The sequence below is a fragment of the Amycolatopsis sp. SB7-3 genome, from assembly GCF_041021335.1.
GTDB classification, from domain to species: domain Bacteria; phylum Actinomycetota; class Actinomycetes; order Mycobacteriales; family Pseudonocardiaceae; genus Amycolatopsis; species Amycolatopsis japonica.
The window spans coordinates 691,788-708,853 of record NZ_JBFPJQ010000001.1 but is presented as its reverse complement, the minus strand read 5'-3'; the positions used below and the strand labels follow the sequence as shown (position 1 = coordinate 708,853).

At 68.7% G+C, this 17,066-nt stretch carries 21 protein-coding genes and 1 tRNA gene; 10 read left to right on the top strand and 12 right to left on the bottom strand.

All coding sequences use genetic code 11. The features are described 5' to 3' along the window. The first annotated feature begins 6 nt into the window (after nt 1–6). Entirely contained in the window at nt 7–783 is a 777-nt protein-coding gene (gene rph / locus AB8M46_RS03395) for a ribonuclease PH (RefSeq protein WP_037342521.1), read from the top strand. After that, on the top strand, nt 780–1,385 hold the full coding sequence (gene rdgB / locus AB8M46_RS03390) for an RdgB/HAM1 family non-canonical purine NTP pyrophosphatase (protein ID WP_125734467.1): 606 nt from the start codon (nt 780–782) through the stop codon (nt 1,383–1,385). The genes rph and rdgB overlap by 4 nt, the downstream gene beginning before the upstream one ends. Nucleotides 1,386–1,437: 52 nt before the next feature. Here rdgB and bcp read toward each other — a convergent pair whose 3' ends face one another. From bcp to AB8M46_RS03375, 3 genes are all read right to left on the bottom strand, one after another. Beyond that, nucleotides 1,438–1,911: a thioredoxin-dependent thiol peroxidase gene (bcp, locus tag AB8M46_RS03385; RefSeq protein ID WP_016336780.1), complete on the bottom strand. Its 474-nt coding sequence runs from the start codon at nt 1,909–1,911 to the stop codon at nt 1,438–1,440. Nucleotides 1,912–1,939: 28 nt separating this feature from the next. Then, complete coding sequence (locus AB8M46_RS03380; RefSeq protein WP_037341534.1) at nt 1,940–2,485, bottom strand: hypothetical protein; 546 nt, start codon at nt 2,483–2,485, stop codon at nt 1,940–1,942. A 201-nt stretch (nt 2,486–2,686) separates the two neighbouring features. Further along, the gene (locus tag AB8M46_RS03375; protein ID WP_007028251.1) at nt 2,687–2,869 is read right to left on the bottom strand and encodes a hypothetical protein; all 183 of its coding nucleotides are present in this window, start codon (nt 2,867–2,869) and stop codon (nt 2,687–2,689) included. A gap of 130 nt (nt 2,870–2,999) precedes the next feature. On the opposite strand from AB8M46_RS03375, the gene AB8M46_RS03370 reads away from it, so the two are divergent. Next, nucleotides 3,000–3,959, top strand: a complete 960-nt coding sequence (locus AB8M46_RS03370) for a glycoside hydrolase family 25 protein (RefSeq protein ID WP_378429500.1) — start codon at nt 3,000–3,002, stop codon at nt 3,957–3,959. 91 nt (nt 3,960–4,050) lie between these two features. Here AB8M46_RS03370 and AB8M46_RS03365 read toward each other — a convergent pair whose 3' ends face one another. The 5 genes from AB8M46_RS03365 to AB8M46_RS03345 are packed head-to-tail and all read right to left on the bottom strand — an operon-like array spanning nt 4,051 to nt 9,157. After that, complete coding sequence (locus tag AB8M46_RS03365; RefSeq protein ID WP_394359522.1) at nt 4,051–4,506, bottom strand: (2Fe-2S)-binding protein; 456 nt, start codon at nt 4,504–4,506, stop codon at nt 4,051–4,053. Further along, nucleotides 4,503–5,351, bottom strand: a complete 849-nt coding sequence (locus tag AB8M46_RS03360; RefSeq protein ID WP_394359521.1) for an FAD binding domain-containing protein — start codon at nt 5,349–5,351, stop codon at nt 4,503–4,505. Before AB8M46_RS03360 ends, AB8M46_RS03365 begins: the two co-directional genes overlap by 4 nt. Beyond that, nucleotides 5,348–7,678 carry a xanthine dehydrogenase family protein molybdopterin-binding subunit gene (locus tag AB8M46_RS03355; protein WP_394359520.1) on the bottom strand — a complete coding sequence of 777 codons (2,331 nt, stop codon included), beginning with the start codon at nt 7,676–7,678 and terminating at the stop codon, nt 5,348–5,350. Before AB8M46_RS03355 ends, AB8M46_RS03360 begins: the two co-directional genes overlap by 4 nt. Nucleotides 7,679–7,682: 4 nt before the next feature. After that, a complete protein-coding gene (locus tag AB8M46_RS03350; RefSeq protein ID WP_394359519.1) occupies nt 7,683–8,657 on the bottom strand; it encodes a LysR family transcriptional regulator in 975 nt (324 codons plus the stop codon). Next, nucleotides 8,657–9,157 (bottom strand): DinB family protein, encoded by a 501-nt coding sequence (locus AB8M46_RS03345; protein WP_394359518.1) that lies wholly within the window; start codon nt 9,155–9,157, stop codon nt 8,657–8,659. Before AB8M46_RS03345 ends, AB8M46_RS03350 begins: the two co-directional genes overlap by 1 nt. Nucleotides 9,158–9,211: 54 nt before the next feature. On the opposite strand from AB8M46_RS03345, the gene AB8M46_RS03340 reads away from it, so the two are divergent. The 5 genes from AB8M46_RS03340 to AB8M46_RS03320 are packed head-to-tail and all read left to right on the top strand — an operon-like array spanning nt 9,212 to nt 13,066. After that, nucleotides 9,212–9,985 carry an aminotransferase class IV family protein gene (locus AB8M46_RS03340; protein ID WP_394359517.1) on the top strand — a complete coding sequence of 258 codons (774 nt, stop codon included), beginning with the start codon at nt 9,212–9,214 and terminating at the stop codon, nt 9,983–9,985. A 14-nt stretch (nt 9,986–9,999) separates the two neighbouring features. Further along, nucleotides 10,000–10,587: a short chain dehydrogenase gene (locus tag AB8M46_RS03335; protein WP_394359516.1), complete on the top strand. Its 588-nt coding sequence runs from the start codon at nt 10,000–10,002 to the stop codon at nt 10,585–10,587. A gap of 32 nt (nt 10,588–10,619) precedes the next feature. After that, complete coding sequence (locus AB8M46_RS03330) at nt 10,620–11,627, top strand: methyltransferase (protein WP_394359515.1); 1,008 nt, start codon at nt 10,620–10,622, stop codon at nt 11,625–11,627. Nucleotides 11,628–11,660: 33 nt separating this feature from the next. Continuing rightward, nucleotides 11,661–12,461, top strand: a complete 801-nt coding sequence (locus tag AB8M46_RS03325) for a metalloregulator ArsR/SmtB family transcription factor (RefSeq protein WP_394359514.1) — start codon at nt 11,661–11,663, stop codon at nt 12,459–12,461. 5 nt (nt 12,462–12,466) lie between these two features. Then, nucleotides 12,467–13,066, top strand: a complete 600-nt coding sequence (locus AB8M46_RS03320) for a dihydrofolate reductase family protein (protein ID WP_394359513.1) — start codon at nt 12,467–12,469, stop codon at nt 13,064–13,066. A gap of 172 nt (nt 13,067–13,238) precedes the next feature. Here the strand turns inward: AB8M46_RS03320 and AB8M46_RS03315 are convergent. Beyond that, nucleotides 13,239–13,312 (bottom strand) — tRNA-Leu (locus AB8M46_RS03315). A gap of 125 nt (nt 13,313–13,437) precedes the next feature. Between AB8M46_RS03315 and AB8M46_RS03310 the strand changes: the two genes are divergently transcribed. Beyond that, entirely contained in the window at nt 13,438–13,659 is a 222-nt protein-coding gene (locus tag AB8M46_RS03310) for a DUF3618 domain-containing protein (RefSeq protein WP_005165704.1), read from the top strand. Between the two features lie 3 nt (nt 13,660–13,662). Here AB8M46_RS03310 and AB8M46_RS03305 read toward each other — a convergent pair whose 3' ends face one another. Further along, nucleotides 13,663–14,073, bottom strand: a complete 411-nt coding sequence (locus AB8M46_RS03305) for a hypothetical protein (RefSeq protein WP_199749982.1) — start codon at nt 14,071–14,073, stop codon at nt 13,663–13,665. Between the two features lie 233 nt (nt 14,074–14,306). Next, nucleotides 14,307–14,864 carry a TetR/AcrR family transcriptional regulator gene (locus tag AB8M46_RS03300; protein WP_199755033.1) on the bottom strand — a complete coding sequence of 186 codons (558 nt, stop codon included), beginning with the start codon at nt 14,862–14,864 and terminating at the stop codon, nt 14,307–14,309. Between the two features lie 122 nt (nt 14,865–14,986). Here AB8M46_RS03300 and AB8M46_RS03295 point away from each other — a divergent pair, with 122 nt between their 5' ends. Next, nucleotides 14,987–16,447: an NAD(P)/FAD-dependent oxidoreductase gene (locus tag AB8M46_RS03295; protein WP_350598463.1), complete on the top strand. Its 1,461-nt coding sequence runs from the start codon at nt 14,987–14,989 to the stop codon at nt 16,445–16,447. Nucleotides 16,448–16,515: 68 nt separating this feature from the next. Here the strand turns inward: AB8M46_RS03295 and AB8M46_RS03290 are convergent, their stop codons facing one another. Then, nucleotides 16,516–16,986: a helix-turn-helix domain-containing protein gene (locus AB8M46_RS03290; protein ID WP_037341560.1), complete on the bottom strand. Its 471-nt coding sequence runs from the start codon at nt 16,984–16,986 to the stop codon at nt 16,516–16,518. Nucleotides 16,987–17,066: the final 80 nt, after the last annotated feature.

Here is a 17,066-nt window from a genome sequence, read left to right as displayed (position 1 = left end):
GCGGCCGTGGCGAGAAAAGACGGCAGGAACGACGACCAGCTTCGCGACATCAAGATCACCCGCGGCTTTCAGCGGTGGCCGGCGGGATCGGTGTTGATCGAATTCGGCGACACCCGGGTGCTGTGCGCGGCGAGCGTCACCGAAGGCGTCCCCCGCTGGCGGGCGGGTTCCGGCCTCGGCTGGGTCACCGCCGAGTACGCGATGCTGCCGTCGGCGACCAACACCCGCAGCGACCGCGAATCCATCAAGGGCCGCGTCGGCGGCCGGACGCACGAGATCTCCCGGCTGATCGGCCGGTCCCTGCGCGCCTGCATCGACCTGGCGGCGTTGGGGGAGAACACGATCGTCATCGACTGCGACGTCATCCAGGCCGACGGCGGCACCCGCACGGCGGCGGTGACCGGCGGCTACGTCGCGCTCGCCGACGCCGTCACCTGGCTCGGCGCGGCGGGCCGCCTCGCCGACCCGCAGCCGCTTTCGTCTTCGGTGGCCGCGGTGAGCGTGGGCGTCGTCGACGGCCGGGTGCGCCTCGACCTGCCCTACGAAGAGGACTCGCGCGCGGAGGTCGACATGAACGTCGTCGCCACCGACGCGGGCACCCTCATCGAGGTGCAGGGCACCGGCGAGGGCGCGACCTTCGCGCGGTCCACTTTGGACACCATGCTGGACGTGGCGCTGGCGGGCTGCGAGGAACTGACCCGTCTGCAGACCGAAGCGCTCGCGTTGCCGTACCCCGGCGAACTCCCCGAGCCGCGCCCCGACAAGAAGAAGGGCGCCAAGTGACCAAGCTGCTCCTCGCCACCCGCAACGCGAAGAAGCTCGGCGAGCTCCGGCGCATCCTGGTGGCGGAGGGGATCGAGGGCGTCGAGGTCATCGGCCTCGCCGACGTCCCCGAGTTCCCCGAAGCACCCGAAACCGCTCCAGACTTCGAAGGCAACGCGCTCGCGAAGGCCCAGGACGCGGCCGCCGCGACCGGTCTCCCGGCCATCGCCGACGATTCGGGTATCACCGTCGACGCGCTCAACGGTATGCCGGGCGTGCTCTCGGCGCGCTGGTCGGGCAAGCACGGCGACGACGAGGCGAACCTGGACCTCGTGCTGGCACAGCTGTCCGACACCCCCGACGAGCGGATGGGCGCGGCTTTCGTCTGCGCGGCCGCGCTGGTCGTCCCCGGCGGCGACGAAACCGTGGTGCGCGGGGAATGGCGAGGCTCGCTGATCAGGGAACGCCGCGGTGCCAACGGATTCGGCTATGACCCGATCTTCGTGCCCGAAGGGGAGACGCGGACCTCGGCGGAGCTGGAACCGTCCGAAAAGGACGAAGCTTCGCACCGGGGGAAGGCGTTGCGGGCGTTGGTGGGGGAGCTGCGGAAGCTGGCCGGTTGAGTTGGTCGTGAGTGGCGTTTCGGGTTAGAACCCGAAACGCCACTCACGACGCTCACGCGAGCGAGAGGTCCCGCAGCAGCTTCGCGACGTGCCCGGTGGCCCGCACGTTGTACTGCGCCACCGCGATCTTGCCCTCGGGGTCGACGACGAACGTCGAGCGGATGACGCCCTCGTAGACCCTGCCGTAGTTCTTCTTCTCGCCGAAGGCGCTGTACGCCTTCAAGACCGTCTTCTCCTCGTCGGACAGCAGCGGGAACGTCAGCCCTTCCGCCTCGACGAACTTCGCCAGCTTCGCGGGCTTGTCGGGCGAGATGCCGAGCACCTGGTAGCCGGCGTCGTTGAGCTGCGCGAGGCTGTCCCGGAAGTCGCAGGCTTGCTTCGTGCAGCCCGGCGTGCCGGCGTTCGGGTAGAAGTACACGACGACCGACTTGCCGCGGAAGTCGCTGAGCTTGACGTCGTTGCCCTCGCTGTCGGGGAGGGTGAAGTCGGGCGCTTTGTCGCCGGGGGAAAGTCGCTGCTCGGTCATGACGCACACGGTAGCGAAACCGGCGGCGTCAGACCTTTCCGCAGTACTTCGCGGCGACGGGCTCCGCCGGGCTCGGCCGCACCTGCAGGCGCAGCTTCACCGGCCTGTCCGGAACGGCGAACGCCAGGTTCAGGTGGACCGACCGGCCGGGCGCCACGTCCTTGCCGGCGTCCGCGACGCCGTTGTAGCCCTGCACCGGGTCGACGACCTGTTTGACCGTCGCGGTCTCCCCGTCGACCTCGCCGGTCACGGACAGCCCGGAGAGCCGGTACGTGCCGTCGCCCGCGTTCGTCACCTCGATGCCGAAGGCCACCGCGCGCGGGCTCTGCGGATACGCCGACGCGCTGGGGCGGAACGACTTCGGCGCGGAAACGGAGATCGTGACGCCGGTCGCGAACCGGTGCGGGGCGCCGAACGCCAGGTCGCCTTCCGCGTGCGTCGCGGCCAAACCCTGCGCGGGGGCGTCCGCGCCGAGCACGGCGGCACCTTTTTCCGGTGCCGGGACCCCGCACGCGGCCGCCAGCATCAGCGAGCAGGCGGCGATGAAGAGCTTCGGGGTGCGCGGGGGCGCCATGTGCGGTTACTCCAGTCGGAGGTGCGGGTGGGCCGTTCGAGGTAGGTATTAGTGCCGAAGAGTCCAGAGTGACGGTCTTCCGCAGCCGAGAGGAGCGGCACGGCCGGGTTGAGGCGCACCTGGTGTACAGCCGTGGCCGATCCGTGATCGGAAGGGTACGGCTAGTGACAGCCGTCACCTCGATGGCACATCCGCGACGGGTCAGACGGCGAAGGCGAAGAACAGGATGAAGATCGCCAGACCGGACACCCAGGCCACGATCAGCCAGCCGAAATCGCGCATCGGATCGACCGCCCGGCTCTCCTCGCCCGGGACGTAGACGCCGCGCTCTTCGAACCAGTCCGCCCACCGGGTCAGCCAGCGAAAGGGGCTTCGAGACGCCATGGTGGTCACAGTACGGGCATGGGTGAGCCGCGTCAGCCACGGAGGGGCCGCCCGAAAGGGCGAATCGGACGAACCAGTTATCGCCCACTAGGCCCTTTTGTCCAACTGGTTCACCCGTCAGGCTGTAACGATGGCGCTGGGAATAGATATCTACAGTCGCTTTCAATCCGTTACCAATTGGCAGGCCGTCAAGGATCACGGCGTGACGTTCGTGTTCGTCAAGCTCAGTGACGGCGGAGGCCTCCCGAACGGCGGCCGCAACACCGGCGACGCGTTGGTGGCAGGGGCGAGGTCCGTGGGAATCCCGGTGGGGGGATATCACTACGCCCAGGCGAGTCCTTCGCCGGAGGCGCAGGCGGACGTGCTGATCGGGGAGGTCCGGCGACTCGGGGCGACCGGATGTGTCCCGATGCTCGACCTCGAGGACAACCCGCCGGGTTCGGGGACGCCGAACATCCCCGACTCGCGCAAGCGGGATTTCTCGATCAGATTCTGCAATCGCGTGGCCGGGCACGGCTTCCGGCCGGGCATCTACATGAACAACTCGCTCGCCAAGATGCTGCGTCCCGACCAGTTCGGCGTACGGGATCTCGTCATCTGGATCGCGCGCTACGGCGCGAAACCCGATCCGGCCGCCGGCCGCTACGACGTCCACCAGTATTCGGACGCCGGCCAGATCCCCGGTATCCGCGCGAGCGGTGTCGATCTCAACGAGTCCTACACGAACGCCCACTTGACCGGCGGCGGCGCCGCCCCGAAACGGAAGGCGACGACAGAACTCATGGAACGCAGGACCATTCCGGCAAGTCCCTCGACCACCTCCGTGCGGCTGTTCCTCTCCGGCAGCGAGACGGCCGCGATCATCGTCCGCCCGCGTGTCGACGGGGACGGTGTCACCGACGCGCCCGTGTGGCAGGGCAACATCTACGCCTGGGGCAGCGACAAGGTCGGCGTCGGCGGCAATCCCTTGCAGACGCCCGGATTCAACCCGAAGACGGTTTCGCACCGGCGGTACCACCTGCCGGGCGCGGTGTGGGCCGACTTCGAATACAGCTCGAACATGGAGTTCGAGATCGACATCGTCGGCTGAGGTCGGAGTACGAGACTGTGCGCCCGATGTGGCATTGGGGACGTCGGGCGTCCCCAATGCCACATCGGGCGCGCGGTGTAGTGGTGATCCCTCACCGGGCCGCGTCCCGGATGGCGTCCACGATGAACTGATATCCCGTGCACCGGCACAGATTCCCCGAGATCGCCTGCCGGATCTCGGCGTCCGTCGGGTCCGGGTTCTCCTTCAGCAACTCGGTCGCCGTCGCCAGCATCCCCGGCGTGCAGAAGCCGCACTGCAGCCCGTGGTGCTTCCGGAACGACTCCTGCAGCGGGTGCAGTTCGCCGTCCGACGCCAGCCCCTCGACCGTGACGATCTCCGATCCGTCCACCTGCACCGCCAGCAGGCAGCACGCACGCGCGCTCGCTCCGTCGAGGGTGATCGTGCACGAGCCGCAGACGCCGTGTTCGCAGCCGACGTGCACCCCGGTGAAACCCAGGTCGTGGCGCAGGAAATCGGCCAGCGTCCGCCGTGGTTCGCAGTCCGCGCGGTAGGTCCTGCCGTTCACCGTCAGGGTGACCGTGATCATGCGCCCTCCTTGGCTCGCGCCAGCGCCCGACGGGTGAGCACCGCGGCCATCTCGCGCCGGTAATCGGCCGGTGCGTGGAGGTCGCCGGGCGGATCGGTCGCCGCGGCGGTGAGATCCGCGGCGCGGGCGATCGCGTCGTCGGTCACCGGCCCGCCGATGAGCGTCTCTTCGGCGGCGGTGGCCCGGACCGGCGTCGGACCCGCGCCCGCGACGGCGATCCGCGCGGATTCGCAGATTTCGCCTGTCATCGTCACGATCGCGAAGACGGCGACCAGCGCGAGATCGCGACTTCGCCTGCTCAGTTCTTCGACGGCCCAGCCGCCTCGATGCGACGGCACCGAAATCCGCGTCAGCAACTCGCCCCGGCCCAACGCCGTCCGATGCGGGCCGAGGAAGAAATCCCGTGCCGCGACGGTCCGTTCCCCGGAGGAGCCGCGGACGGTGAGATCGGCGTCGAGCGCGACCATCACCGCGGGCAGTTCCGCGGCCGGATCGGCGTGCGCGAGACTGCCGCCGATCGTGCCCCGGTTCCGGATGGCCACGTGCCCCACGTGGCCGAGCGCGTCGGCGAGCAGGGGGACTTCGGACCGGACGACGGCCGACGTCTCGACCGCACGGTGCCGCGTGAGCGCGCCGATCTCCAGCCGCCCGTTCTCCCCGCGCAGAAAGGAAAGTTCCTCGAGCCGGTTGATGTCGACCACCAGCGACGGGCGCGCTTGACGCAGGTTCAGCAACGGCACGAGGCTCTGCCCGCCCGCCAGCACCCGCGCGTCCGGGGTGCCCAGCGCTTCGATGGCCTCGTCGAGCGACGAAGCCCGCAAGTACTCGAACGGCGCGGCCTTCACCGGGCCGCTCCCCGCTTCAGCGCGGCCAGCAGCCGTGGTGGCGTGATCGGCAGCGAGGTGATGTCCACGTCGTGTCCGCGCAGCGCGTCCTCGACGGCGTGCGCGATCGCCGCGCCGCCGCCGATCACGCCCGCTTCCCCCATTCCCTTGAACCCACCGGGAACGTGCTCGGCGGGAGTCGACATATGCGACACGGAGAACGGCGGGATCTCGGTCGCGGTCGGCAACAGATACCCGGTGAACGAAGTGGTCTCCATCCGCCCGTCGGCGCCGTAGACCAGTTCCTCGTACAGCGCCCCGCCGATCGCCTGCGCCGCGCCGCCGTGCAGTTGCCCGTCCACGATCGTCGGGTTGATGACGGTGCCGCAGTCGTGCGCGATCAGGTAGTCCAGCAGCGTCACGACGCCGGTCTCCTTGTCGACTTCGGCGAGGACGGCGGTGCAGCCGAACGAGGTCGCGACGTTGACCGGGTCGTAGACCTCGCGTTCCTCCAGCGTCGGCGCCTCGTCCTCGGGCCAGACGCCGTTCAGCCGCCGGTACGCCGCGTCACCGATCGCGGCGAGGGTGACCTGCCTGCCGGGTACGCCGTTCACCGCGACGACACCGTCCTGAATGGACAGATCGTCGGGGGATGCCTCCAGGATGTGCCCGGCCACCCGCAGGATCTTCGCCCGCAGCCGGGTCGACGCGTTCAGCACGGCCGCGCCGCCGACGGCCGCCCCTCGGCTCGCCGCCGTGCCGTAGCCGGTGTACGGACAGCTTTGGGTGTCCCCGGAGAGCACGGTGACGTGGTCGAGCGGGACGCCGAGGGTGTGCGCGGCCACCTGCGCCAGCGTCGTGTGGATGCCCTGCCCGATCGCGGACAGTCCGGTGTGGACGGTCACATGACCGGTCGAGTCGACCCGCACGACCTCCTCGTCGAAACCGGAATGTCCCAATCCGGCGAGGTTGATGATCCGGCTCGGCCCGAACCCGGTCAGTTCGTTGTGGAACGCGTACCCGATGCCGACGCCGTCTCCGCGACGTTCCGCCCACCCCGCGTCCTCGACGGCCTTCAGGCAAAGATCCAGGCAGTCCTCGTAGCGGCCGCTGTCGTAGACGAACACCGGGCCCTGATACGGAAACGCCTCCGGTGGGATGAAGTTCTTGCGCCGCACCGCGTGCGCGTCCATGCCGAGCCGTTTCGCCAGCTGCTCCACCAGATGTTCGTGCACGAAGTTCGCCTTCGGCAGCCCGTAACCGCGGAACGATCCGTACGGGGACCGGTTCGTCATCACGGCGACGAGGGTGAGTTCCGCGTTCGGGATGGCGTACGGCCCGGTCAGCAGGGCGGTCGTCGTCCAGCACGGGCTGGCGCCGACGGTCCCGAGCACGCCGCCGAGGACCCCGTACACGGTGGCGCGCAGGCCGGTGATCGTGCCGTCGTCCTTGGCCGCGAGTTCGACGTCGATCTTCTGCTCGCGCGAGTGCGCGTTCGCGACGAAGCTCTCCGCGCGGTCCTCGATGAGCTTGACCGGTTTCCCGGTGCGCCGCGAGAGGATCGCCGCGACAACCTCCTCGGCGTAGAAGTCGAACTTGTTCCCGAAGCCGCCGCCGACGTCGGGCGTGCGCACGCGGATCCGGTCCATCGAGAGCCCGAAGACCTCGCCGAACAGTTCACGCGCGAGGTTGGGCGCCTGCGTGGCGAGCCAGACGTCGAGCCGGTCGGTGAACGGGTCCCAGGTCGCCACCACGCCGCGCGTTTCGATCGGCGTGCCCATCTGGCGGGCGAAGCGGAACGACTCGGTGAGCACGACGTCCGCCTCGGCGAACGCGGTGGCCACGTCACCCATCGGGATGGTTCCGGTGCCGACGATGTTGTCGGGCCAGTCCTCGTAGAGCTTCGGCGCGTCGTCCGCCAACGCCTCTTCGAGCGTGCCGGCGGCCGGGAGTTCCTCGTACTCGACTTCGATCAGTTCCAGCGCGTCTTCGGCGGTCGCCCGGTCCTTCGCCGCGACGGCCGCGACGCCTTGGCCGTGGTAGCGCACCTTGCCGATGGCCAGGGCGTGGGTCTCCGGCGTCCGCATGTCCGGCAGATTCGACCAGATCACCGGTTGGGGTGTCTTCGTGATCGCCCGGACGTCCTCGCCGGTGATGACGGCGTACACGCCGGGATGGGCTTCCGCCGCCGTGGTGTCGATGCGCAGGATCCGCGCGTGCGGCAGGGGACTGCGGAGGACGGCGGCCTCCAGCATCCCCGGCAGCCGTACGTCGTCGATGTACTGCGCCCGTCCGGTCAGCAGGCGGACGTCCTCCTGCCGGGTCACGCTCGCGCCGATCAGCCCCATGGGCTCACTTTTCCGTACCGAGGGACCCTCGCGCATCGTGCACACGGGTCATGGCCTCCCGATCGGACACCGGGAGCCACTGCCGCTCCGGATCGAAGGGCCGGTACGCGGCGCGGACGTGCTCGATCAGCAGCGGCAGCGTGGGGTGCCGGTTGTCGTGCCGCCACAGCAGCGAGAACGGGTACACCGGCGTCGGGTCGACGAGCGGGATCTGGACGACGTCCGGATGCCAGGGCACGTGCATCTTCGCGCCGACGAAACCCAGCCGATCCTTCGACCCGCCGAGTACCTCGATGTGGTGTTCCAGCCCGAAGTTCGGGCCGTCGGTGTCGACCAGGATGCCGAACGCCGGGCACAGTTCCGCCCAGAACTCCGCCCACTCGCTGGCCCGTGCGTTGTAGGGCATCCAGGCGGTCAGTCCTTCGAGCTCCGCCATCGCCACCTTTCGCCGCCGCGCGAGCGGATGCCGCCGCCCGACCAGCAGGTTCGCCGGTTCCAGATAGGCGGGCGTGCGGCCGATCCCCGGGGACGGCGCCGTGCTGACGCGGGCGAACGCGGCGTCGACGGACTCGGGCGGCATCGACCGGCGCACCGCGCCCAGCCCTGGCGTGACGAGTTCCAGTTCGTCGTCGTGGTCGGCATGGAAGGCGCGGATGACCTCCATGGTCGCCAGCCGGGTGCCGAGGACGTCGACGCGCAGGGGACGTCGCCTGCCCTGAAGACGCTCGACGGCTTGATCGGCGAGGCTGATCAGCGCCCGGGCGTGCTTGAGGAACTCCTCGCCGTCTTCGGTCGGCTCGGCGCCACCGCGCGTTCGCGACAGCAGCCGCACGCCGAGATCGCTCTCGAGCTTCGCGACGCGTTTGGAGACCGCCTGCTGGCTCATGTCCAGCCGGATCGCGGCCTCGCTGAAGTACCGTTCCTCGGCCACCGCGACGAACGCGCGCACGGCGCCCAGATCCAGTTCCCTTCCCGGCATCACGCCGCGCTGCGCCGCTGCATCCTGAGCTGCCCGATCTCCGACACGTTCTTCATCAGTTCGGCGTTCACCCAGGCGACGGTGTGGGCGAAGGTCAGCCCGGCTTCCTCGCCGAACGGATAGGCGGAGGGCGCGTCGAGGTCCGCGTCGGTCAAGCGGTCCAGCCATTCCTCGCGAAGGCCGCGAAGCCAGGCGACGGCGGTTTCCGCGCCTGGCCAGACGATTTCCGTGCGCTCGCGCGGAGTCCGCCCGTTCGCGTGGTCCAGCGCGACGCTCCACCACCAGCCGATATGCCAGGTGAGCCAGGCGATCGTGGGGACCGGCACGGGATCGGGTTCGGCGTCCGCCCAGTCGGGTGTGCCGTCCGGCCGGATCGTCCAGCAGAGGGACGTGGGCTCCCAGAGGAAGTCGCCCGGCTCCAGGTCGGCGAGGTGGTACTCGAACAAGGACCAGGTCAGATCGAACTGCCAGCGGGACAGCTCCGAACGCGATGCGGGCACCCGCCGGATCCTCCCTTCAGGACACAATGGCCGCAACCGGTTTACCGTGCGGGCATGAGTCCCTATGTCGCGCAGCGGAACGGCCGGACGGCGACCGCCGAAGACCTGGCGCCGCTCGCCTTCGCCGGTTTCGCTCACTTCACGGCCATGCAGGTGCGTGACGGCCGGGTCCGCGGCTTCGACCTGCATCTGGATCGGCTCCGTACCGCTTCGCTGGAGCTGTTCGGCGACGCCCTGCCCGACGACCGGATCCGCTCTTACGTACGGATGGCGCTGAAGTCCGGACCCGCCGACGTCTCCCTCACCGTGACGATCCACCTGCCGGGTGATCTCGAAGTCCTGGTGCGCACCCGGCCCCCGGCTTCGGGTCCGGTGGGCCCGCTGGCGCTGACTGCCGTCGACCACGAGCGCGTCCTGCCCGCCCTCAAACACACCGGTGAGATGGCGAAGACCTACTTCCGGCGGCGGGCCGTCGCCGAAGGATGCGACGATGCGGCGTTCGTCGATCGACGGGGCAGGCTGAGCGAGGCGACGATCTGGAACCTCGCCTTCTTCGACGGCGATACGGTGGTGTGGCCCGACGCCGATCTGCTGGAGGGGACCACGATGGGCATCGTCCGGCGTCGGCTGGCGGTGCTCGGTGTGCCGCAACGGGTCCAGGAGGTCACGCTCGCCGGCCTGCCGGGGCTCGCGGGCGCGGTGGTCATGAACTCGTGGACGCCGGGGATCGCTGTGCACCGGATCGGCCCGGTGCCGCTGCCGGACGCGCCGTCGTTCGTGGAGGTGCTGCACCGGGCCTACGAAACAGAACCTCTTGTGCGACCTTGAAAGGAATGACGCCGATGAAGATCCTTGTGGTCGGTGCCACCGGGACGATCGGGGCCGCGGTCTCGTCGGCCCTCACCGCGCGCGGGCACACGGTGCTCGCCGCTTCCCGCTCGGGCGAAGTCAAAGTGGACGTCGAAGAGCCCACTACTGTCGACGCCCTCTTCGCCGCCGAGCCGGGTATCGAGCACGTCGTGTGCTGCGCGGGGAGCGGCTCGCTTGTCCCGGTCGACGGCGGCGCTGACGAAGAGTTCACCCAAGGCCTGCAAGGGAAACTGCTCGGGCAGGTGTTCCTGCTCCGGCACGCGATCCCGCATCTGCCGGACGGCGGATCGGTCACGCTGACCGCGGGCCGGATCCCGGAAACGTTGCGCGGCAGCGCTTTCGGCGTCCTGACCAACGCCGGTCTCGAAGCCTTCGTCGCCGCGGCGGCCCGCGAACTGCCGCGCGGACTCCGCGTCAATGCCGTCAGTCCCGGCTGGGTGCGCGAAACGCTCGCGGCGCTCGGTGAACCGGAAGGCGGCACCCCGGCGGCCGACGTCGCGAGAAGTTACGTCGAGGCCGTGGAGAACGCTGACCTCACCGGGAGGACGTTGGTGCCGTAAGTCGGTTGACCGCGCTGCCACAGTGGTCAGTCGTGACCACTCATGACAAGGACAGACAGGAATTCCTCCGGCTGGCCGGGCTGGCGACGCCGATGGCGCTGCGCGTCGCCGTGACGCTGGGACTGCCGGACCGGTTGTCCGGCGACGGCGCGACCGCCGTCGATCTGGCGGCGGAACTCGGCCAATCCCCGCTCGCGCTCGATCTGCTGCTGGGGCATCTGACGACGCTCGGCGTCCTCGAACGGACGTCGACCGGCTACCGCACCACCGAGTACGGGGCGAAACTCCGCGCCGACGCGGGCAACGGTCTCGCCGGACTGCTGGACATCAACGCCGCCGGCGGGCGGGGCGAACTGGCGTTCGTCGAACTCGCGCACAGCATCGCCACCGGCGAGGCGGGCTATGTCCGCCGCTACGGCCAGGATTTCTGGACTGATCTCGCCGAGAATCCGCATCTCCGGGAGACTTTCGACCGGCAGATGACCCAGCGGTACCTGACGCAGGTGCCGCGGTTCGTCACCGGTTTCGACTGGTCGCGCTTCGGCACGCTCGTCGACGTCGGCGGGGGCCACGGCAGCCTGCTCGCCGCGATCCTGAAGGCCAACCCCTCGATGCGCGGCCACCTGGTCGACCTCGCGCCCACCGCGGCCGCCGCCGAAGCGGAACTGCGCGAGCAAGGGCTCGGAGACCGGGTCGAGGTGAGCGCGGGCAGCTTCTTCGACCCGCTTCCGGCCGGGGCGGACGCCTATCTGTTGTCCGACATCCTCCACGACTGGGACGACGAGCACGCCCATCGCATCCTGGCCCGCTGTGCAGAGGCGGCCGGTGCCGGAAGCCGGGTCCTCGTCATCGAGGCGGTCGGCGGGCTCGGGGCCCAGACCGAGTGGGACCTGGTCATGCTCGTGCTTTACGGCGGCCGCGAGCGACGTCTCGACGAGCTTCGCGAGCTCGCCGCCGCGCACGGTCTGGTCTTCGACTCCGTCACCACCCTGACCGAGCAGCGCAGCCTGCTCGAGTTCCATCGCGAAGATATTCCTTGACAAGAATATTCTGCTGAGTGAATACTTCTCGGCATGGAGCAGATCGCAGCAGCATTGGGAGACGGAGCGAGGTGGCGCCTCGTCGAGCTTCTCGCCGAGCGGCCCCGGTCCGTCGGTGAGCTCGCCGAGCTGACCGGCCTGCGGCAACCGCAGACCACCAAGCACCTGCAGACCCTCGCGCGCGTCGGGCTCGTGACGGTGTTCCCGCTCGGGCAACGTCGCGTCTACGCGGTCGAAGCCGGCCCGCTGAAGGACCTCGAAGAGCGGCTGCGGACGCTGAGCACGACCATCGAGGCGAACGCGGGCGAGCGCGACGTCCTCACTCGCTATCAGGCCGCGATCAGCGCGGACACCGAGGCCGCGAAACAGGACCGGTGGGCGGACGGGCGGGCGTTCTCGTTCGACCGTCTGCTCGCCGCGTCGCGGAACGACGTCTGGCGGCATTGGACCGAGCCCGCGCTGCTCGCGTCCTGGTGGGCGCCGCCCTCGATGACCGTGACCGACTGCGTCATCGAGCCGTGGAGCGGTGGCAGGGCCGTGCTCGACTACCGCGACGCCGAAGGGCGCTACCGGTCCGCGGGGGAGGTCCGCGCCGCGACCGAACCCGAACATCTCGAGTTCGACCTCTCGGTGCTGGACGCCAAGGGGGACACCTTCTTCACCGGTCACTACGACCTGCATTTCACCGAGGCGCCGGGCGGGACCCGGCTCCGGCTCGACCTGCGCATCACCGAAACCACCGTCGAGGCCGTCCCCTTCATCGCCGGTATCGAAACCGGCTGGGGCCAGGTGCTCGACAACCTCGCGACAACGCTGACCCAGGAAAAGGACTGAACGACATGACGAACCACACCGGCCGCCGCGTCACCGCCAACATCAGCCTCACCCTCGACGGCCACTACAGCGGCCCCGGCGGTCCCGGCGACATGGGCGCGATCGTCTCGTACGCCACCACCGACGTCGCCCGCGCCCACCTCGGCCGCATCCACGAGACGGCGACCACCGCGGTGCTCGGCAGGCTGAACGCCGAAGGCTTCCTGGGCTTCTGGCCGACCATCGCCGCCGACGAGAACGCCGACCCCCGCGACCGCGCCTACGCGAAATGGCTCACGGACGCCGAAAAGGTGGTCTTCTCGACCACGCTGACCGAAGCGCCCTGGGACCGCGCCCGCGTCGTGAACGCCCCCGTCGCCGAGGTCATCGCCGACCTGAAGGCGAACGGGGAAGGCGACATCCTGGTCAACAGCAGCGCCAGCGTCATCAAGGCACTGCTCGCGGAGGACCTGCTTGACCGGCTGTACCTGATGATCTGCCCGGAGATCACCGGCGGCGGGCAGCGGCTGTTCGTCGACGGCCTGCCGGCTTCGAAGTGGGCGCTGGCTTATCAGGAGGTCGGGGAGCTGGGGGAGATGGCGCTGGTCTACGACCGGGTGCGCTGATCTCCGGGTCTCGTGAGTGGTTCTGCCCCGGGTTGCCGAGAAACGGCGACGCGTCCTGAGGGAGGCCAAGGGCAGCCGCCCCGTGTCCTGAAGGCCCCCTTTGAGACCTTCAACGTCTCAAAGGGGGCCTTCAGGACACGGGCGCGCCACTCGGTCGGTCGTCGTGGTTGGGTGGGCCCGGAGAGACTCGAACTCTCACTGGCACGGACCTAAACCGTGTGCCTCTGCCAATTGGGCTACGGGCCCCCAGTGCTGCCCCGAAATCGTAGCGTGCGACACGATCCGCGTTTCACGGCGTGGCCGGTGCCACGGTGAGGGGTGGCGTCCTCTAACGTGGGCTTCCAGCAAGTCCGTCGCGGCGAGGAGGACACGTGGCTCGCGATCCCGAGACCATCGAGCGTGAGATCGAGCAGGCCAGGAACGCGCTGGTGGCCACGCTCGACCAGCTGGGCACGAAGGCGAACCCCGCGAAGCTCGTGGATTCCGCGAAGACCGGTCTGCGCGCGAAGCTGGACGAGCCCAAGGTGAAGTACCCGCTCATCGGCGGGGCTGTGCTGATCGGCGTCCTGCTGATCCGCAAACTCCTGAAGTAGGTCTCAGGAGGTCTGGGCCGCCTTGGCGGGTGTCTTGGCCGGCTCGGACTTCTCCTTGGACTTCGCCTCGTCGACGGCCTTCGGGAGTTCCTTGCCCTGGGGCACCGGAGGCTTGCCCCCGGTCTTCTCCTTGGCCTTGCCGTTCGACGGCGGGGGAACCTCGAGCGGTTCGATCTCCGGGAGCGTCAGCCTCGCCGTCATGTAGGCGGCGGTGAACTCGAGTGCACTGCCGTTCAGCAGGTGCACCACGGTCGAATGTTCCGGCGGGGACAGTTTCTCGACCAGCTGGTCGGCCCGGTCCCGTGCCGCGATGATGCCCGGCGCGCGACCGGTCAGTTCCTTACCGGAGCCGCTGACCGTGACCTTCCAGTCGTCGTCCTCTTGGACGTACGACGCGGTGATCGGTTCGGTCATCCGCCTCACCCCTCTCCTCGCGAGCATGCGTCACTCAATGGACTTCGTCACGCCGCCGTCATGACGCCACTTTCGGGTGGTGGCGCCCCCTCCTGACGGAGGCCGCGACTGTCCATCAGACTTTCTACAGTGTCATCGATACAGTAGGACAACTCTGTGTCACAAGACACTGGCGGCAATGTGCTCTGAGTGACGACCGAATGGCCTAATGCACGAGCATCTTCACAGTCGTTTCAGCGGGCCCTCGACGACAGGCCTGACCAGAGGATGTCCATCGCGTATCCGGTCGCCGTTTCGGGGCTGACGTCCTCGTGCCGCTCGCACCAGATCGCGAGCCGTTCGCAAGCCCCGACGACGAACTCCGCGGACGCCTCGGCGCGGAGGTCGTCGGCCTGGTCGAGGTGGTCGCTCATCAGCGCGGCGATCAGGTCGGTCTGCTGGCGGCGGGTCTGCTCGATCTCGTCGGCGGCGCCGGTCCCGATCAGTGCCATCTCGTGGCGGAGCAGTGACCAGGCCTGCCGCCGTTCCCGGATGAAGACGAAGAACGCGAGCAGTCCGCGCCGCAGCGCGTCCTCGGCCGACGTCGCGCCGACGGTCGCCCGTTCGGTGACTTCGCGCAGGGCCGCCCGCGACTGCTGGATGCAGGCGAGCAGGAGCCCCTCTTTCGAGTTGAAGTACTCGTAGAGCATCGGCTTGGACACCCCGACGCGTTCCGCGATGTCGTCCATCGACGCCGCGCTGTAGCCGCGATCGGCGAAGACTTCTTCAGCGATTTCGATCATTTGCCGCATCCGCTCTGCTCGTGGCATGCGTTTGCGCTTCGCCGTCGTCACCACAACACTCTACCGAAGGTAACCTACTTCGAGTAAGGTGAACTCCCGGTAACAGGTAATACGAACGAGAGGTCGGGGTCATGGGCAACCGCACCGAGACCGGTGTCGTCATCGTCGGAACCGGCTTCTCCGGGTTGGGCATGGCCATCCAGCTGCGGAAAGAGGGCCGCGAGGACTTCGTCATCCTGGAGAAGGCCGACGACGTGGGCGGCACGTGGCGCGACAACACCTACCCCGGCTGCGCCTGCGACATCCCTTCGCATATGTACTCGTTCTCGTTCGAGCAGAACCCCGGCTGGTCCCGCGCGTACTCGCCGCAGCCCGAGATCTGGCAGTACATGCGCGACGTCGCCGCGAAGTACGACCTGCACCGCTTCATCCGCTTCGGCCAGGAGATGACCGGCGCCCGCTGGGACGCCGACGAGAACCGCTGGCACGTCGCCTCGAAGTCGGGCGACGAGTTCGTCGCGCCCGCGCTGGTCGCCGGCGTCGGCGCGCTGCATCTGCCGCAGATCCCGAAACTGCCCGGCATCGAGCGCTTCAAGGGCCGTGCGTTCCACTCGGCGCAGTGGGAGCACGACTACGACCTCACCGGCAAGCGGGTCGCCGTGGTCGGCACCGGCGCGAGCGCGATCCAGTTCGTGCCTCGGATCGCGAAGGACGTCGCCGAACTGACCCTCTTCCAGCGGACGCCACCGTGGATCATGCCGAAGCCGGACCGCGAGATACCTGAAGCGCTCCGGAAGACGTTCAGCTCGGTGCCGCTGCTGCAGCGTGCCTTCCGCGACGTTCTCTACTGGGGCCTCGAAGCCCGCGCGATCGGCTTCAACGGGCAGCCGTGGGTGATGAAGATCGGCCAGCGCATCGCGAAGCGCAACATCTTCAAGAGCGTCAAGGATCCCGAGCTGCGCCGGAAGCTGACGCCGGACTACACCATGGGCTGCAAGCGGGTCCTGATCTCCAACGACTACTACCCGGCGCTCGCCCGGGACAACGTCGACGTCGTCACCGACGGCGTGAAAGAGGTCCGCGAGCACAGCGTCGTCGACGGCGCCGGCGTCGAGCACGAGGTCGACGCGATCATCTACGGCACCGGATTCCACGTCACCGACGCCTTCGACGACCTGGAGATCATCGGCCGCGACGGGCGCAACCTCGGCAAGGAGTGGGCGACCGAGGGGATGCGGACCTATCAGGGCATCACCGTGTCCGGGTTTCCGAACCTGTTCTTCCTGCTCGGCCCGAACACCGGGCTGGGGCACAACTCCGTGGTGTTCATGATCGAGGCACAGATCTCGTACGTCGCGCAGGCGCTGCGGCTCGCGCGCGGCAAGGCGCTCGACCCGCGGCCGGAGGCGCAGGAGCGCTTCAACGACGAAATCCAGCGCAAACTCGCCAAGGGCATCTGGACCCAGGGCGGCTGCAAGAGCTGGTATCTCGACGCGAAGGGCGTCAACCGCACGATCTGGCCGGGCTTCACCTGGCGGTACTGGCTCGACACCCGCAAGGTGCGCCGCGAGGACTACGAACTCCTCGGCTGAGGAAAGGGGGAGGGTCCGTGAAAGCCAAGATGGGGGGCATGGCCTTCACGGACCGGGGAATGCCGCGCTCATGAGGGGTTGAGCCGGCGAAGCCTTCCGATGAGATCGACGGTGGGGATGCCGCACAGCTCGGCCATCCGTTCCAGCGCCGCGAAATCGAGGTGGACCTCGGCCGAGCCGTTGTCACCCGATCTCTTGAGCCGGTCGTCGGCCCACCGTCGCAGCGGGAGCAGTTCCTGCTGCTCGTCCTTGATCACCAGGCGCAGGTCGATCCGCACCCGGCCCGGTTCGTCCACGAACACGCGCCGATGCACCTTGGCCAGCAGATCCTGTGGCAGCTCGTCCATCGCGACGCACAGTTCGACCAGCCGCACCACGGAACAGTGCCGGGTGCCCAGCTCGTAGGTGGCCAGCGTCTGGAGCGAGATCTCGCTCTGCAGATGCTGGTTCAGTTCCTTGCGTGTCCAGCCACGTTTACGGCGGAGCTTGCGGAGCTCGTCTCCGAGTATCCGCTGATAGCTCTCAGCGTCGATCAGCACTCCCCATCCCCTGCCTTGCCAACCTTCTCCACCGCCCGTCCCGTGTGACAAAACCCGGGACGAGCGCGCTCACGTGTATG

Bases quoted from the DNA above. Each gene is read 5' to 3' on its own strand.
- bcp (WP_016336780.1), bottom strand. From the start codon at position 1,911: ATGACCGAGCAGCGACTTTCCCCCGGCGACAAAGCGCCCGACTTCACC.
- AB8M46_RS03380 (WP_037341534.1), bottom strand. From the start codon at position 2,485: ATGGCGCCCCCGCGCACCCCGAAGCTCTTCATCGCCGCCTGCTCGCTG.
- AB8M46_RS03375 (WP_007028251.1), bottom strand. From the start codon at position 2,869: ATGGCGTCTCGAAGCCCCTTTCGCTGGCTGACCCGGTGGGCGGACTGG.
- AB8M46_RS03370 (WP_378429500.1), top strand. From the start codon at position 3,000: ATGGCGCTGGGAATAGATATCTACAGTCGCTTTCAATCCGTTACCAAT.
- AB8M46_RS03365 (WP_394359522.1), bottom strand. From the start codon at position 4,506: ATGATCACGGTCACCCTGACGGTGAACGGCAGGACCTACCGCGCGGAC.
- AB8M46_RS03355 (WP_394359520.1), bottom strand. From the start codon at position 7,678: ATGGGGCTGATCGGCGCGAGCGTGACCCGGCAGGAGGACGTCCGCCTG.
- AB8M46_RS03350 (WP_394359519.1), bottom strand. From the start codon at position 8,657: ATGCCGGGAAGGGAACTGGATCTGGGCGCCGTGCGCGCGTTCGTCGCG.
- AB8M46_RS03340 (WP_394359517.1), top strand. From the start codon at position 9,212: ATGAGTCCCTATGTCGCGCAGCGGAACGGCCGGACGGCGACCGCCGAA.
- AB8M46_RS03335 (WP_394359516.1), top strand. From the start codon at position 10,000: ATGAAGATCCTTGTGGTCGGTGCCACCGGGACGATCGGGGCCGCGGTC.
- AB8M46_RS03325 (WP_394359514.1), top strand. From the start codon at position 11,661: ATGGAGCAGATCGCAGCAGCATTGGGAGACGGAGCGAGGTGGCGCCTC.
- AB8M46_RS03320 (WP_394359513.1), top strand. From the start codon at position 12,467: ATGACGAACCACACCGGCCGCCGCGTCACCGCCAACATCAGCCTCACC.
- AB8M46_RS03305 (WP_199749982.1), bottom strand. From the start codon at position 14,073: ATGACCGAACCGATCACCGCGTCGTACGTCCAAGAGGACGACGACTGG.
- AB8M46_RS03300 (WP_199755033.1), bottom strand. From the start codon at position 14,864: ATGCGGCAAATGATCGAAATCGCTGAAGAAGTCTTCGCCGATCGCGGC.
- AB8M46_RS03295 (WP_350598463.1), top strand. From the start codon at position 14,987: ATGGGCAACCGCACCGAGACCGGTGTCGTCATCGTCGGAACCGGCTTC.